At 71.6% G+C, this 14,595-nt stretch carries 18 protein-coding genes and 1 riboswitch; of the genes, 5 read left to right on the top strand and 13 right to left on the bottom strand.

What is annotated here, in order from left to right:
- The first annotated feature begins 1 nt into the window (after nucleotide 1).
- A complete protein-coding gene (pgl, locus tag QSK37_RS49765; protein ID WP_432705684.1) occupies nucleotides 2-769 on the top strand; it encodes a 6-phosphogluconolactonase in 768 nt (255 codons plus the stop codon).
- A gap of 8 nt (nucleotides 770-777) precedes the next feature.
- Here pgl and QSK37_RS49760 read toward each other — a convergent pair whose 3' ends face one another.
- Nucleotides 778-1,230: an Lrp/AsnC family transcriptional regulator gene (locus QSK37_RS49760; protein WP_285636638.1), complete on the bottom strand. Its 453-nt coding sequence runs from the start codon at nucleotides 1,228-1,230 to the stop codon at nucleotides 778-780.
- Nucleotides 1,231-1,336: 106 nt separating this feature from the next.
- Here QSK37_RS49760 and QSK37_RS49755 point away from each other — a divergent pair, with 106 nt between their 5' ends.
- Nucleotides 1,337-1,954: a LysE family translocator gene (locus tag QSK37_RS49755; RefSeq protein WP_285636635.1), complete on the top strand. Its 618-nt coding sequence runs from the start codon at nucleotides 1,337-1,339 to the stop codon at nucleotides 1,952-1,954.
- Here QSK37_RS49755 and QSK37_RS49750 read toward each other — a convergent pair.
- Complete coding sequence (locus tag QSK37_RS49750) at nucleotides 1,932-2,690, bottom strand: class I SAM-dependent methyltransferase (RefSeq protein WP_285584104.1); 759 nt, start codon at nucleotides 2,688-2,690, stop codon at nucleotides 1,932-1,934. The genes QSK37_RS49755 and QSK37_RS49750 overlap by 23 nt on opposite strands.
- Nucleotides 2,691-2,746: 56 nt before the next feature.
- Between QSK37_RS49750 and QSK37_RS49745 the strand changes: the two genes are divergently transcribed.
- The gene (locus QSK37_RS49745; RefSeq protein ID WP_285636632.1) at nucleotides 2,747-3,433 is read left to right on the top strand and encodes a (2Fe-2S)-binding protein; all 687 of its coding nucleotides are present in this window, start codon (nucleotides 2,747-2,749) and stop codon (nucleotides 3,431-3,433) included.
- A 22-nt stretch (nucleotides 3,434-3,455) separates the two neighbouring features.
- Here the strand turns inward: QSK37_RS49745 and QSK37_RS49740 are convergent, their stop codons facing one another.
- On the bottom strand, nucleotides 3,456-4,082 hold the full coding sequence (locus tag QSK37_RS49740) for an ATP-dependent Clp protease proteolytic subunit (protein ID WP_285636629.1): 627 nt from the start codon (nucleotides 4,080-4,082) through the stop codon (nucleotides 3,456-3,458).
- Between the two features lie 120 nt (nucleotides 4,083-4,202).
- Here QSK37_RS49740 and QSK37_RS49735 point away from each other — a divergent pair, with 120 nt between their 5' ends.
- Nucleotides 4,203-4,790: a carboxymuconolactone decarboxylase family protein gene (locus tag QSK37_RS49735; RefSeq protein ID WP_285636626.1), complete on the top strand. Its 588-nt coding sequence runs from the start codon at nucleotides 4,203-4,205 to the stop codon at nucleotides 4,788-4,790.
- Nucleotides 4,791-4,924: 134 nt separating this feature from the next.
- Here the strand turns inward: QSK37_RS49735 and glyA are convergent, their stop codons facing one another.
- From glyA to gap, 7 genes are all read right to left on the bottom strand, one after another.
- A complete protein-coding gene (glyA, locus tag QSK37_RS49730; protein WP_285636623.1) occupies nucleotides 4,925-6,190 on the bottom strand; it encodes a serine hydroxymethyltransferase in 1,266 nt (421 codons plus the stop codon).
- Nucleotides 6,191-6,210: 20 nt separating this feature from the next.
- A riboswitch (ZMP/ZTP riboswitch) is annotated at nucleotides 6,211-6,293 on the bottom strand.
- 18 nt (nucleotides 6,294-6,311) lie between these two features.
- A complete protein-coding gene (locus QSK37_RS49725) occupies nucleotides 6,312-6,728 on the bottom strand; it encodes a DUF5655 domain-containing protein (protein WP_285584095.1) in 417 nt (138 codons plus the stop codon).
- A 125-nt stretch (nucleotides 6,729-6,853) separates the two neighbouring features.
- A complete protein-coding gene (locus QSK37_RS49720; RefSeq protein WP_285584093.1) occupies nucleotides 6,854-7,225 on the bottom strand; it encodes an RNA polymerase-binding protein RbpA in 372 nt (123 codons plus the stop codon).
- A gap of 82 nt (nucleotides 7,226-7,307) precedes the next feature.
- Nucleotides 7,308-7,550, bottom strand: a complete 243-nt coding sequence (gene secG / locus QSK37_RS49715; protein WP_285584091.1) for a preprotein translocase subunit SecG — start codon at nucleotides 7,548-7,550, stop codon at nucleotides 7,308-7,310.
- Nucleotides 7,551-7,679: 129 nt separating this feature from the next.
- On the bottom strand, nucleotides 7,680-8,486 hold the full coding sequence (gene tpiA, locus QSK37_RS49710) for a triose-phosphate isomerase (protein WP_285636619.1): 807 nt from the start codon (nucleotides 8,484-8,486) through the stop codon (nucleotides 7,680-7,682).
- A gap of 2 nt (nucleotides 8,487-8,488) precedes the next feature.
- Entirely contained in the window at nucleotides 8,489-9,679 is a 1,191-nt protein-coding gene (locus QSK37_RS49705) for a phosphoglycerate kinase (protein ID WP_285636616.1), read from the bottom strand.
- Between the two features lie 5 nt (nucleotides 9,680-9,684).
- Nucleotides 9,685-10,689, bottom strand: a complete 1,005-nt coding sequence (gap, locus tag QSK37_RS49700; RefSeq protein ID WP_285584087.1) for a type I glyceraldehyde-3-phosphate dehydrogenase — start codon at nucleotides 10,687-10,689, stop codon at nucleotides 9,685-9,687.
- A 331-nt stretch (nucleotides 10,690-11,020) separates the two neighbouring features.
- Between gap and QSK37_RS49695 the strand changes: the two genes are divergently transcribed.
- Complete coding sequence (locus tag QSK37_RS49695) at nucleotides 11,021-11,617, top strand: hypothetical protein (RefSeq protein WP_285636611.1); 597 nt, start codon at nucleotides 11,021-11,023, stop codon at nucleotides 11,615-11,617.
- Nucleotides 11,618-11,677: 60 nt separating this feature from the next.
- Here QSK37_RS49695 and whiA read toward each other — a convergent pair whose 3' ends face one another.
- The 3 genes from whiA to rapZ are packed head-to-tail and all read right to left on the bottom strand — an operon-like array spanning nucleotide 11,678 to nucleotide 14,571.
- Nucleotides 11,678-12,658, bottom strand: coding sequence for a DNA-binding protein WhiA (gene whiA, locus QSK37_RS49690; protein ID WP_285584085.1), 981 nt, complete (start codon nucleotides 12,656-12,658; stop codon nucleotides 11,678-11,680).
- 29 nt (nucleotides 12,659-12,687) lie between these two features.
- Nucleotides 12,688-13,665 carry a gluconeogenesis factor YvcK family protein gene (locus tag QSK37_RS49685; RefSeq protein ID WP_285584084.1) on the bottom strand — a complete coding sequence of 326 codons (978 nt, stop codon included), beginning with the start codon at nucleotides 13,663-13,665 and terminating at the stop codon, nucleotides 12,688-12,690.
- Nucleotides 13,666-13,671: 6 nt separating this feature from the next.
- On the bottom strand, nucleotides 13,672-14,571 hold the full coding sequence (gene rapZ, locus QSK37_RS49680; protein WP_285636609.1) for an RNase adapter RapZ: 900 nt from the start codon (nucleotides 14,569-14,571) through the stop codon (nucleotides 13,672-13,674).
- Between the last annotated feature and the right edge of the window lie 24 nt (nucleotides 14,572-14,595).

The following is a 14,595-nucleotide window of genomic DNA, read 5'->3' as shown; positions in this document are numbered from 1 at the left end:
CATGCCGTTCGTCGTGGTCCACCAGGACCAGGACCTGCTCGCCAAGGCCGTCGCCGCGCGGCTGGTGACGCGGCTCGTGGACGCGCAGTCCGCGGGCGGCGGCGCTCACGTCGTCCTCACCGGGGGCGGCGTGGGCACCGCCGTCCTGGCGGAGCTGGCCGCCACACCCGCCCGCGACGCCGTCGACTGGCAGAACGTGGACATCTGGTGGGGCGACGAGCGATACCTGCCCTCCGGCCACGAGGAGCGGAACGAGACCGGCGCGCGTGCGGCCCTGCTCGACCACGTCGACGTGGACGAACGCCGCGTACATCCGATGCCCGCGTCCGACTCGGGGCTCTCCCCCGAGGACGCCGCGCGGAAGTACGCCGAGGAGCTGCGGAAGGCCACCCGCCCGGACGATCACGGCGACGTGCCGTCGTTCGACGTGCTCATGCTCGGCCTGGGCCCGGACGCGCACGTGGCGTCGCTGTTCCCGGGCCTGCCCGCGCTGCGGGAGAGCCGCCCGGTCGTGGCCGTGCACGGGGCGCCGAAACCCCCGCCCACCCGCCTGAGCCTGACCCTCCCGGCGCTCCGCACCGCCGAAGAGGTCTGGATCCTCGCGGCGGGCGAGTCGAAGGCCAAGGCCGCGCGACTGGCCCTGTCCGACGCGGACCCGGCCGAGGTGCCGGCCGCCGGCGCCCGGGGAAAGCAGCGAACGCTGTTCGTACTCGACCGGGCCGCCGCCGGCGAGCTGCCACCGGACATCTCCCGGCCCGCGTCCCGCTGACGCGGCGCTCAGGTGGGGAGCGGCCGGTCGTTCACCACATGCTTCATGACGAGCGTGGAGTTCAGCCGCTGCACGCCAGGGAGGGCGGACAGGACGTCGTCCTCCAGCTCCTGGTAGGCGGTCAGGTCGGCGGTGACGACGCGCAGCAGGTAGTCGGGGTCGCCGAACAGCCTCTGGGCCTGTACGACCTCCGGCACCCGGGCGACCGCCTCCTCGAAGCCGAGCAACGTGTCGCGATCCTCCTGCCGCATGGTGACGAAGACCAGCGCCTGGAAGGTCAGGCCGAGCGCACCGGCGTCCACGATCGCGCGGTAGCCGACGATCGTTCCGTCGCGTTCCAGCTCCCGTAGACGGCGGTGGCACGGCGAGACGCTCAGTCCCACCCGCGCCGCCAGCTCCGTGATCGTCGCACGGCCGTCTTCCTGTAGCTCGGCAAGGATCTTCCGGTCGATCGCGTCCACACAGAAGATTCTTCCAGAATCCGCCGCTCAGCCAGCAGAAGTTGGAAACACTTCCGCGCCGATCGCACGTATTCTCCTCATCGACAGCCGCGATCGGAGAAGACTCATGGCCGTAAGCTCCGTGCTCGCCTTCTGGATCGTCGCGCTGCTCCTCATCGTGGTGCCGGGCGCGGACTGGGCGTTCACCATCAGCGCGGGGCTGCGCGGCCGCTCCGTGCTTACCGCGGTGGCCGGGCTGGTCGTCGGCTACGCCGCCGTCACCCTCGTCGTCGCGGCGGGGGTCGGCGCCCTGGTGGCGGGGTCACCGGCCGCGCTGACCGGTCTCACGCTCGTCGGCGGCCTCTACCTGATGTGGCACGGCGCGACGACGTTCGCCCGCCCCTCCACGCCCGGCACGAGCGGCCACCGCCTGACCGGAACCGACCGGGCCGTCTTCGTTCGCGGCATCGGCGTCAGCGGGCTCAACCCGAAGGGCTTATTGATCTTCCTCGCCCTGCTGCCCCAGTTCACCGATCGCGACGGCGGCTGGCCCATCGCCGGGCAGATCGGCGTGCTCGGCCTGACGTTCATGGTGACGTGCGCGGTGTTCTATCTCTGCCTCGGCGCCCTCACCCGTACCGTCCTGTACGGCCGGCCGGCCGCCGCGCACCTCATCGGCCGCCTCTCCGGGACCGCCATGGTCGCCGTCGGCGCCTGGCTGATCATCGATCGGCTGTCGGGCTGACGCGGCGCAGGAGCGTGATCATGCGCCAGGCGTCCGGGGAGTCCAGCGACACCCCGGCGTCGAAGTCGCCGTACCGGGCCTCGACGGTGAGGCCGCCCGCGAGGCGGATGGCGGCCTGGAGCTCGGTCGCGGTCCAGAAACGGTAGGGCACGACGCCCTGGATCACGTCGCCGCCGTCGATCGCGATGGTCACCCGGTCGCGGACGACCTGGGTGATCGGGTCCAGCTCGTCACCGGGCTCTCCCCAGCGTACGTGCGCGCTCACGCCGTCCTTGCTGACCGTCCAGGCGTTGGACACGCGCGGAGTGTCGCTGAGCCGGTCGGCCGGATGGCTCATCTCGATGACCGCGAGCCCGCCGTCGGCCAGGTGCTCGCGGACGTGGGAGAGGTACGCCACGAAGGCGTCCAGCGTCATGAGATGCGCGGTCGAGTCGAGCATGGTGACGACCAAGTCGAACCGGCGGCCGAGCCGGAACCCGGTCATGTCCGCCTCCACGACCTCCAGCGGCAGGCCCTCCCCCTGCGAGCGCGCGTACGCGCACATCGCCGGGCTCAGGTCCAGCGCGGTGGCCGCGACGCCTCGGCGGGCGAACTCCCGCGCGTGTTCGGCCGGCCCGGCGGCCAGCTCCAGCACCGTACGGACCGGGCCCGCCCAGGCGAGCAGGGCGTCCACCTCGGCGCTCACGTCGCGGAAGGAACAGGCCAGCTCGTACGCCCGGGGGTGGTCATAGATCACGGCTCAATCGTCCCAGAGTTGACCGGCCGGGCCGTACCCGGCAGGCTCGGGCGGTGATGAAGGACCGGCCAGACCCCACGGCGGCGCTCGCCGACGTGGCACGGATCGGCCCGTTCTTCTCGGTCGACACCGACCCCGGCATCGCGGGCCATCCGCTCTGGCGGCCGTTCACCGAGCTGGCGGGGCGGGCCCTGCCGGATCAGATCGCCGCCGTCCGTGCGCGGCTGGGCACCGGTGAGGAGCGCGTCGCGGCCTCACTGCTGTTCCAGGGGATCGCGGGCCGGCTGTGGTCGCCGGTGCTGGCGGCGGCCGTGGAGCACGGCGTGCTCCCCGACCTGGACCCGGCCCGTACGTACTGGCACGCGGCCTCGCCGGGGCCGGTGCTGCTGGCGGCGCCGGAGCCGCCGGGGCTGGTCGCTGACGCCTCCGCCATGCACCGCGTCGTGGTGGACCGTCATCTGCGCCCGCTGGTGAGCGCGCTCCGCGAGGTGACTCCGGTCGCCGAGGGCCTGCTGTGGGGCAACGCCGCCTCGGCGCTGGCCGGAGCGCTCACCGTCCTGGCCGGAGCGCGCCCCGGAAGCACCGCACCTGCCGACCGCCTGGTACGGGAGTTGCTGGAGGTACCGCCCCTGCGCGGCACGGGCGAGCTCGGGCCGCGGGGCTTCCAGCGGCGCAGCTGCTGCCTGTACTACCGCGTACCCGGCGGTGGCCTCTGCGGCGACTGCGCCCTACGAGAGCCGTGACCGGCGCCGCCCCGACCGGCGATCACGGGCGGTTGCCGGCGATCGCGTGGATGAGGCCGTACTCCCGCGCCTGCTCGGCGGTGAACATGCGACCCTCGCGCGCGTCCTCGCGGACCTCGTCCACCTCGCGGCCGGTGACCTCGGCGAGCCGGAGGTAGAACGCGTCCACCTTCCGCCGGTGCTCCTCCTCGCGGATGGCCACGTCGGAGGCGGCACCGCCGGTCTCGGTGCGCGGCTCGGTCAGCAGGAGGGTCGCGTGCGGGGTCATCTCGCGGCTCCGCCCGGCCGCCAGGATCAGCAGCGCCGGCCCGCCCGCCTGGCCGATCACCACGACGTTCACCGCGCAGGACAGGACGCCCATCGTGTCGGCCACCGCGAACGCCGCCTCGAGGTCGGCGTCCGGGGCGCGCAGGTGCAGGGCGATCGGCTCGTCGCCACTCCCGTCCAGCATGATCAACCGTGCGGACAGGTCGGTGGCGAGGTCGCCGTCGATCCGGCCGTTCGCCAGCACGATGCGCCGGTCGTACAGCAGGTCGGCGGCGCTCGGCCCGGCGTACGCACCCCGCTGGGGCAGGTCCCGGGGATCGCCCTGGGGCTCCCGCCGCGACGGCTCCCATGGGAACTCGGGCGGAAACGACGGCATCGTCATGGTGACCATCCCTCTCATCCGGCCGGCAGGTTCCGCCCTCGACGATAGTCCGGCTCCCGGCCCCCATGCCCCCTCGCCGTACCCGGATCGGCCGCGCCGCGCCGCGATACGGTGCTGTCCGTGATCGACGAGCCGCGTCTCCCCTCCCTGCATCCCGACGATCTGAACGACGAGCAGCGTGACGTCTACGAGGCGATCGTCGGCGGTCCCCGCCCGGCGAACGTGTTCTCCTTCGTCGATGAGGAGGGCCGGTTGCTCGGCCCGTTCAACGCGATGCTCTACAGCCCGGCCGTCGGCGATCCGCTGCAGGAGCTGGGCGCCGCGCTGCGGTTCCGGACGAGCTTCACCGCCCGCGAGCGGGAGATCGCGACGCTCGTCGTCGCGGCACAGTCCCGCTCGGAGTACGAGTGGTACGCGCACGAGCGCGCCGGCCGCCGAGCGGGGCTGACCGAGGACGAGCTGACCGCCCTGCGAACCGGCGGCGACCCGGTCCTGGCCGACGCGCGGGAGCGGATCGTTCACGAGACGGCCCGCGCGCTCGCCGCCGACGGTGACCTGTCCGCCCCGATGTACGCCGAGGCGACGGCGTCCCTGGGCCGTACCGCCGTGGTGGAGCTCGTCACCCTCGTCGGCTACTACTCCGCGCTCGCGTTGCAGCTGCGCGTGTTCCGTGTCGGCGTCCCGGACGGCGAACCGCCGACCTTCTGAGCCTCCGCGGCATGCTCTCCGGTGCCGCGTCCTACGACCACCACGCGGTCACCTCGATCGTCCGCCGGGTCCTGAGCGCCGGCCGATGGCCGCGCGGCGCGGACGGCGGACCCGTCCGCGCCGCGGCCCACGCGTCAGCGGACGGGCGCCCAGCCGGGCATCGGGAAGCCCTTCAGCAGGTCCTGGATCTCCCCCGCGATCGCGTCGAGCGCGGGTCCGTCCTCGGCCGACGCGACCGCGCGGTCGATCCACTCGGCGACGGAGGCCATGTGCTCCTCGGTGAGGCCGCGGGTCGTGACCGCCGCCGTGCCGAGGCGGATCCCCGACGGGCTCCACGGCTTGCGCGGATCGAAGGGCACCGTGTTGAAGTTGAGCTCGATTCCGGCCAGGTCGAGCGCCTTGGCCGCCGGTTTGCCGGCGATGTCCTTGTTCGTCAGGTCGACCAGGATCAGGTGGTTGTCGGTGCCGCCGGACACGAGGTCGAAGCCCCGGTCCGTCAGCGCGGCCGCGAGCGCCTTGGCGTTCGCGACGACCTGCTGGGCGTAGGTGCGGAACTCCGGCCGGGCGGCCTCGTTCAGCGCCACGGCGATCGCCGCGGTCGTGTGGTTGTGCGGGCCGCCCTGCAGCCCGGGGAAGATCGCTTTGTCGATCGCGGTGGCGTGCTCCTCGGTGGTCAGGATCATCGCGCCGCGCGGGCCGCGCAGGGTCTTGTGGGTCGTCGTGGTGATCACGTCGGCGTGCCCGGCCGGGGACGGGTGCGCTCCCCCGGCGACCAGACCCGCGATGTGCGCGATGTCGGCGACGAGGACGGCGCCGGTCTCCCGGGCGATCTCGGCGAACGCGGGGAAGTCGATCGTGCGCGGGATCGCGGTGCCGCCGCAGAAGATGACCTTCGGGCGCTCCTTGCGCGCGAGGTCGCGTACCTGGTCCATGTCGACCCGCCCGGTCGTGCGGCCGACACCGTAGTGGACCGGGCGCAGCCACTTGCCGGTGATCGACACCGGCGACCCGTGCGTCAGGTGACCGCCGTGGGCGAGCTCCAGCGACAGGAAGGTGTCACCCGGCTCCATGAACGCCAGGTGCACGGCGAGGTTGGCGGGCGAGCCGGAGTACGGCTGGACGTTGGCGTGCGGGACGCCGAAGAGCGTACGGGCGCGTTCGCCGGCCAGTTCCTCGATCGGGTCGACGACCTGCTGGCCCTCGTAGTAGCGCTTGCCCGGATAGCCCTCGGAGTACTTGTTGGTCAGGACCGAGCCGGTGGCCTCCAGCACGGCGGGTGAGACGTAGTTCTCCGACGCGATGAGCCGGACCTTGTCGTGCTGACGCGTGGCCTCGGCCTCGATGAGCTCGGCGACCGCGGGGTCGGCGTCGGTGAGATGCGACAGCGGCGGTTGGTGCATGGGGATCCTCCCTTGGCAGGAGAGGACACCCAGGCGCGCGGTGCCGTACTCTTCGCTCCCCGGTGGTGAACTCCACCTCGATGCGCCAGTCGCGAGGCCACCCATGGTAGCCGCACGCGGATCAGTCGGTGGCCGCGTCGAAGGACTCGGTGAGCCAGGCGCACACCTGCTCGTCCACGTCGGCGGGGTCGATCAGCTTGATGACGTGCATCGTACGGTCACCGGAGACGAGCAGACGGCGCGCGATGCGTGCGTGCTCGACCGGGCGGGGCAGGAACAGCCAGAGGTTCAGCGACCGCGCCTTGGGCCGCACCTCGGCGAGCTTGCGGTCGCTCTTCAGGAACACCCCGACGCCGACCGCGTCGGCGTGGAAGGGGCCCAGCGTGGCCAGGTGGCCGACCAGCCGGTCGTAGATCTCCCGGTAGGTGTCCGGCCAGGGGGCGAAGCACTCCTCGACCGTGCAGCCGGGCACGCACACGTGCGACTGCCGGGCGCGCCCGAACTCACGGTCGCACCGCGGGCAGGTCCACCGGCCCATGGCCACCTCCGTGACGGCGACGGCCCGGCGTACGCCGAGGCGTGCACCGGGCCGGTCGCGGACGTGCCTGTCCCGCTCGGACTTGTCCCGAAGCTTCCGTCCGTAACGGGGCTTCGAGTCAGGCCCTAGTTGCGGGCGCGCTCCATGGCCGCCTGGATGGCGGCGCGCTCGTTGCGGAGCTTGGTGAGGGCCTCTTCGAGAATGGCCTCACCGTCGGCGTCGCTGCGCCGCTCCTTGACGTACGCGAGGTGCGTCTTGTACGGCTCGTTGCGCGGGGGCGCAGGGGGGTTCTGGGGGTCCTTGCCGGCGGGGAAACCGCAGCGAGGGCAGTCCCACTGGTCCGGTACGGCGACGTCGGTCGCGAAGCTCGGCCGGGATTCGTGCCGGTTCGCGCAGTAGAACGTCACCCACACCCGGGGTGCCGCCTCACCGCGCTCGGCCTCTCCCATCGGGCCGGCGCCGACGCGGCTGCCCCGAATGGCGTTGCCACTACCCACGGAGTACTCCTCGTTATTCCTGCCGTCGCGACGAGGACGCGACGGCCGTCAACACTGCCTGGCCGGTATGCCTGTGCGCGGATCAGCCGTGGTGGCCGTGTGCGAACAACAGGCCCAGGGCGATGATCGACAGAAACCAGATGATGCCCGTGCCGATCGTGAGCCGGTCGAGGTTGCGCTCGACCACGGACGACCCGCCCAGCGAGGAGCTGATACCGCCGCCGAACAGATCCGACAGGCCACCGCCCTTGCCCTTGTGGAGGAGGACGAGCAACACCATCAGCGCGCTCGTGATGATGAGGACGATGGAAGTTCCGATGATCACAGCAGTTCAGCGCTTTCGTGATTCACCCCGCCGGGCGCGGGGAATAGTCGCGTATTCAGGTCATCCGTTCCGAGGGTACGTCACTACCCCCGCCTGTCTCAGCAGAAACGCTCAGTCCGGCGACGGAGATCAGACGAGCCGCTCACGGAACCGGCAGATCTTGATGAACTCTCCGGCATCGAGGCTGGCGCCCCCGACGAGGGCCCCGTCGATGTCGGCTTGGGCCATGATGCCGCCGATGTTGTCACCCTTGACGGAGCCGCCGTAGAGGACACGCACCTGATCGGCGAGATCTCCACTGTACAGCTCGGCGAGGCGTGTGCGGATCGCGCCGCACACCTCCTGCGCGTCGTCGGGGGTGGCGACCTCACCGGTGCCGATCGCCCAGACCGGCTCGTAGGCGATGACGATCTGCCGGGCCTGCTCCGCCGGCACCTTCTCCAGGGCGCCGTCGAGCTGGCCGAGCGTGTGCGACAGGTGCTCGCCCGCCTGGCGGATCTCCAGGCCCTCGCCCACGCACAGGATCGGCGTCAGCTCGTGCTTGAACGCCGCCTTCACCTTCGCGTTGACGAGCGCGTCGTCCTCGTGGTGGTACTCACGGCGCTCGGAGTGCCCGGCGAGCACGTAGGTGCAGCCGAGCTTGGCGAGCATCGCGGCCGACACCTCGCCGGTGTAGGCGCCCTTCTCGTGTGCCGAGACGTCCTGGGCGCCGTACTTCAGCACCAGCCGGTCGGCGTCCACCAGCGTCTGCACGCTGCGGATGTCGGTGAACGGCGGGAGCACCACGACGTCGGCCGCTTCGTAGTCGGCCTCCTTGAGGCCGAACGCCAGCTTCTGGACGTGCGCGATCGCCTCGAGGTGGTTGAGGTTCATCTTCCAGTTGCCGGCGATGAGGGGCTTGCGGCCCCCCTCGCCGGCGGCACTCTTCGGCGCCACGGTCAGTCCTCCAGAGCGGCAAGGCCGGGCAGCGACTTACCCTCGAGGTACTCGAGGCTCGCGCCGCCACCGGTCGAGATGTGCGAGAACCCGTCTTCGGGCAGACCCAGCTTGCGTACGGCCGCCGCCGAGTCACCGCCGCCGACGACGGTGAACGCGTCGGAGGCGATCAGGGCCTCGGCCACCGCACGGGTGCCGCCGGAGAAGGCGTCGAACTCGAACACGCCCATCGGGCCGTTCCAGAACACGGTCGCCGCGTCGGCGAGCTTGCTCGCGAACAGCTCACGGGTGCGCGGCCCGATGTCGAGGCCCTCGCGGTCGGCCGGGATCGCGGTCGTGTCGACGACCTCGTGCGGCGCGTCGGCGGCGAACCCGGTCGCGGCCAGCACGTCGACCGGCAGCACGAGCTCGACACCGCGCTCCTCGGCCTCCTTGAGGAAGCCGCTGACCTGGTCGAGCTGGTCCTCCTGCAGGAGCGAGTTGCCGACCTCGTGGCCCTGGGCCTTGAGGAAGGTGTAGGCCATGCCGCCGCCGATCAGGAGACGGTCGACCTTGCCGAGCAGGTTGGCGATGACACCGAGCTTGTCGGAGACCTTCGCGCCGCCCAGCACCACGGCGTACGGGCGCTTGGGGTCCTCGGTGAGCTGCTTGAGCACCTCGACCTCGGCGGCGACCAGCCCGCCGGCCGCGTGCGGGAGCCGCTGCGGCACGTCGTAGACGCTGGCGTGCTTGCGGTGCACCGCGCCGAAGCCGTCGCCGACGTACAGCTCGGCGAGACCGGCCAGGGCGTCGGCGAACGCGCCGCGCTCGGCGTCGTCCTTGCTGGTCTCCCCCGCGTTGAAGCGGAGGTTCTCCAGCAGGGCGACCTCGCCGTCGGCGAGGGCGTCGACGGTCGCCTTGGCCGAGTCACCGACGGTGTCGTCGGCGAAGCGGACCTCGCGGCCGAGCAGCTCGCCCAGGCGGGCGGCGACCGGCTTCAGAGAGAACTCCGGCTGAGGCTTTCCGTTGGGGCGGCCGAGGTGGGCGCACACGATGACGCGTGCGCCCTTCTCCGCGAGCTCGTTGATGGTGGGCACGCTGGCGCGGATGCGGCCGTCGTCGCCGATCACGCCGTCGGCGAGCGGGACGTTCAGGTCCGAGCGGACCAGGACGCGCTTGCCGCGCACGTCACCGAGCTCATCGATCGTTCGCATCGGGCTCAGAGCCTCGCACCCACGAGCTTGACGAGGTCGACGAGGCGGTTGGAGTAGCCCCACTCGTTGTCGTACCAGCCGACGACCTTGATCTGGTCGCCGATCACCTTGGTCAGGCCGGCGTCGAAGATGCAGGAGGCCGGGTCCGTGACGATGTCGCTGGAGACGATCGGGTCCTCGGTGTAGGTGAGGATGCCGCGCAGCGGGCCCTCGGCGGCGGCGCGGATCGCGTTGTTGACCTCTTCCACCGTGGTCTCGCGGGACAGCGTGGCGGTGAGGTCGGTGGCCGAGCCGGTCGGGACCGGCACGCGCAGGGCGTAGCCGTCGAGCTTGCCCTTGAGCTCCGGCAGCACCAGACCGATCGCCTTGGCGGCGCCGGTGCTGGTCGGCACGACGTTGAGGGCGGCGGCACGGGCGCGGCGCAGGTCCTTGTGCGGGCCGTCCTGGAGGTTCTGGTCCTGGGTGTAGGCGTGGATCGTGGTCATCAGGCCACGCTCGATGCCGAACGTGTCGTTGATCACCTTCGCCATCGGGCCCAGGCAGTTGGTGGTGCAGGAGGCGTTCGAGATGATCGTGTGCTGGTCGGGGTCGTACGCGTCGTCGTTCACGCCGAGAACGATCGTGACGTCCTCGTTCTTGGCCGGCGCGGAGATGATGACCTTCTTCGCACCGTTGTCGGCGTGCACCTTGGCCTTGGTGGCGTCGGTGAACAGGCCGGTCGACTCGACGACGATGTCCACGCCGAGGTCGCCCCACGGCAGCTTGGCCGGGTCGCGCTCCGCGAAGGCCTTGATCGTGTGGCCGCCCACGGTGATCTCGTCGGCGCCGGCCTTCACGTCCTCCGGCAGCCGGCCGAGGATGCTGTCGTACTTGAGCAGGTGAGCGAGCGTGGCGTTGTCGGTGAGGTCGTTGACCGCCACGATCTCCACATCGCCACCGGCCGCGTTGAGAGCGCGCCAGAAGTTACGGCCGATACGGCCGAAGCCGTTAACGCCAACCCGGATGGTCACGGCACCAATCTCCTTCGTCCCCCGGCCTCGTCTACCGGGCAGTGAATCGATGTTTTTTCAGAACCGACCTTATCGAACCCGGGCGGGGAACTCGTCACCACGGCGCCGGGGCGATCGGCCCGCCGCCCGGCCGGGAGCCAACATCCATGGCGGGCGGCGAACCAGACGCAGCCTAATTGGTCTAGACCATGTAGGTCCAGTCGTGGTCTAGACCAAAATGTCCGGAACCATACGCATCGTCCGCCCATCAAACCCAGCACGTATCAAGGGTGGGGCGCTGATTCACCAGGTGAAGACCTGCCTGCGCCCACATAACGGCAAGGTAGGTGTCATGCACGAATCGTCGGCGCGCCCGAGCGGGGGCAACGGCAAAGCGATCGTCCTCGGATTCCTCGCGATGATCCTCGGTGCCGCCCTCTGGGCGGTCATCACCGTCGTCACCGCGCACGAGTTCAGCCTCGTGGCGATCGGGGTCGGCGCCCTGGTCGGCCTGACCGTGTTCGCGGCCCGTCCGTCGAGCACCGGCATCGCGGTCGTGGCGGCCCTGTTCACGGTCGTCGGCTGCGCGCTCGGGGAGTTCCTCGCGATCCCCGCGTACGTGGCGCACAAGGCCGGCGCCAGTTTCTCCAAGGTGCTCAGCCTCGAGGTGCACCAACCGAAGCTGTACTTCGACTCGCTCGACGGCAAGACGTACCTGTTCTGGGCGATCGGCGCGGTCGCGGCGTTCAGCATGGTGTTCCGCCGCATCCAGGCCGCCCGGGCCTCGGCCCCCGCGCCCGCTCCGTACGGCGCCGCTCCCCAGCAGCCGTACGCGCCGCAGCAGCCGTCCGCCCCGGCGTACCCGAACCCGCAGCAGCAGTACGGGCCAGGCCCGCAGCAGTACGGCGGACAGCCCGGCCCGGGTCAGCAGCAGTATCCGCCGCGCTGAGTGCGGTTCACGAAGAGGGCCCGCCGTGCCTGGCACGGCGGGCCCTCTCGTGTTCCGGGATCAGGGGGCGAGCATGTCGGCGGTGACGTTGGCCTCGGTGCCGGCGATGCCCTGGTCCATGGCGCGCTTGTCGGCCATGGCCAGCAGCCGCCGGATCCGGCCGGCGATGGCGTCCTTGGTCAGCGGGGGGTCGGCGAGCTGGCCGAGCTCCTCCAGTGAGGCCTGCTTGTGCTCCAGACGCAGGCGGCCGGCCGCCACGAGGTGCTCGGGGGCGTCGTCGGCCAGGATCTCCAGCGCGCGGGCCACCCGGGCGCCGGCGGCCACCGCGGCGCGGGCCGAGCGGCGGAGGTTCGCGTCGTCGAAGTTGGCCAGGCGGTTCGCGGTCGCGCGCACCTCACGGCGCATGCGGCGCTCCTCCCACGCGAGCACCGAGTCGTGGGCGCCCAGCCGGGTCAGCAGCGCCGAGATCGCGTCGCCGTCGCGTACGACCACGCGGTCGACGCCGCGGACCTCGCGGGCCTTCGCGTGGATCCGCAGCCGCCGGGCCGAGCCGACGAGCGCCAGCGCGGCCTCCGGGCCGGGGCAGGTCACCTCCAGCGACATCGACCGGCCCGGCTCGGTCAGCGACCCGTGGGCCAGGAACGCCCCACGCCACGCCGACTCGGCGTCGCAGGCGGCTCCGGCGACCACGTGCCGGGGCAGGCCGCGCACCGGGCGGCCGTTGTTGTCGATCAGCCCGGTCTGGCGGGCCAGCGACTCACCGTCGCGGAAGACACGTACGACGTAGCGGTTGCCCTTGCGCAACCCGCTCGGCGCGAGCACCACCACGTCGGAGGTGTGACCGAAGACCTCGGCGAGGTCCTTGCGCAGACGTCGCGCCGCGGCTCCGGTGTCGAGCTCGGCCTCTATCACGATCCGGCCGCTCACAATGTGCAGTCCGCCGGCGAAGCGCAGCAGCGTCGACACCTCGGACTTGCGGCAGCACGGCTTCATGACGGACAGCCTGCTCAGCTCGTCCTTCACCACGCCGGTCATCGCCATTGATGTGATCCTCCCCCTGTAGAACTCCGTCAGGGCAGTCTCGCCGAATCTCGCCGCGTCACGTGGCCGCTGACGAAGATCTGTGCGAACGCTTGGGCCAACCGTGCCGGATCATGCCGTGGAGATCCATCTCCCGCGGCGACGTCGGCGAGGGCCAGCCTGCCGCCGAGGGTACGGACGGCTTTTTCCAGAACATCGGGCTCATCGACGAGATTCCGGTCGGCGAGCACCACATCGATCTTGAGCTCGGGCGCGTGGGCGCGCAGGACCTCCAGATGCGTCTGCGGCGAGAAGTCGTCGGTCTCCCCCGGCTGGGGCGCGAGGTTGAGCGCGACCAGCCGTCTCGCCCGGGTGCGCAGCAGCGCGTCGGCCAGCTCGGGCACCTTCAGGTGCGGCAGCACGCTGGTGAACCACGAACCGGGCCCGAAGATCACCCAGTCGGCCTCCTCGACCGCGCGCAGGACCTCGGGGCAGGCCGGCGGGTCCTCGGGCACGAGCGAGACGCTCAGCACCTTGCCGGGCGTCTTGGCGCAGGCCACCTGGCCGCGTACGTGCGTGATCTCCTCCGGCGCCGCGGGGTCGGCCCCCCGGACCTCGGCGACGATGTCGAGCGGCACCGAGGCCATCGGCAGCACCCGGCCTTCGGCGCGCAGCAGCCGGCCCATCCAGTCGAGGCCCGCGACCGGGTCGTCGAGCAGCTCCCACAGCGCGACGATCAACAGGTTGCCGACCGCGTGCCCGTGCAGCTCGCCCTGGCTGAGGAAGCGGTGCTGGACCACCTCGCTCCAGGTGCTCCCCCAGTCGTCGTCGCCGCAGAGCGCGGCGAGGGCCATGCGCAGGTCGCCGGGCGGCAGGACGCCGAGCTCACGGCGCAGCCGCCCGCTGGACCCTCCGTCGTCGGCGACCGTGACGACGGCCGTCAGGTGGTCGGTCACCCGCCGCAGCGCGGAGAGGGAGGCGAACAGCCCGTGCCCGCCGCCCAGGGCGACGACCTTGGGGGAGTCCACGTCGTGTCATTCCCGTCCGAGATCCCGATGGACGACCTGAAGATCCAGGCCCTCGTCGCGGAGCCGGCCGCCGAGCTGCTCCGCCATCGCGACGCTACGGTGTTTGCCGCCGGTGCAGCCGACCGCGAGCGTCACATAGTGCTTGCCCTCGCGTTCGTATCCCCGCACCAGGAGGCGCAGCACCTCGGTGTAGGCGTCGAGGAACTCCTTGGCGCCCGGCTGGGCCAGGACGTAGTCGCGTACGGGGGCGTCGCGCCCGGTGTGGGGCCGCAGCTCGGGGATCCAGTGCGGGTTGGGCAGGAAACGGCAGTCCACCACGAGGTCGGCGTCGACCGGCAGGCCGTACTTGTAGCCGAAGGACACGACGGTGGCGCGCAGGCTCGACTCGTTGCCCTCGCCCCCGAAGAAGCTCACGATCTTGCCGCGCAGCTCGTGGACGTTGAGCGAGCTGGTGTCGATGACCAGGTCGGCCTCGGCGCGGACCTCGCGCAGCAGCTCGCGCTCGCGGGCGATGCCGTCGACGATCCGCCCGTCGGCCTGGAGCGGGTGCGGGCGCCGTACGCTCTCGAACCGGCGGACCAGGACGTCGTCGGAGGCCTCCAGGAACACCACGCGGGGGTGCGCGCCGCGCGCCTCCAGCTCGTCGAACGCGGACTGCAGGTCGGTGGTGAACGCCCGGCTGCGCACGTCGACGACGACGGCGATGCGGGGCACCGCGCCCTGGCCGCGCTCGGCGAGGTCGGCCATGGTGGCGAGCAGGCCGGGCGGCAGGTTGTCGACCACGAACCAGTCGAGGTCCTCCAGGGACTTGGCCGCCGTGCTGCGGCCGGCGCCGGACATGCCGGTGACGATCACGATGTCGGGCACCTGCGGGGTGCCGCCGAGGTTGGCCGCCGCGGTGTTCACGCGCCACCGCCCGACGGCGCCGTG

It is taken from the genome of Actinoallomurus iriomotensis (assembly GCF_030269445.1).
In the GTDB taxonomy this organism is placed as follows: Bacteria; Actinomycetota; Actinomycetes; order Streptosporangiales; family Streptosporangiaceae; genus Actinoallomurus; species Actinoallomurus iriomotensis.
This window is presented reverse-complemented; position numbering and strand designations above follow the sequence as displayed.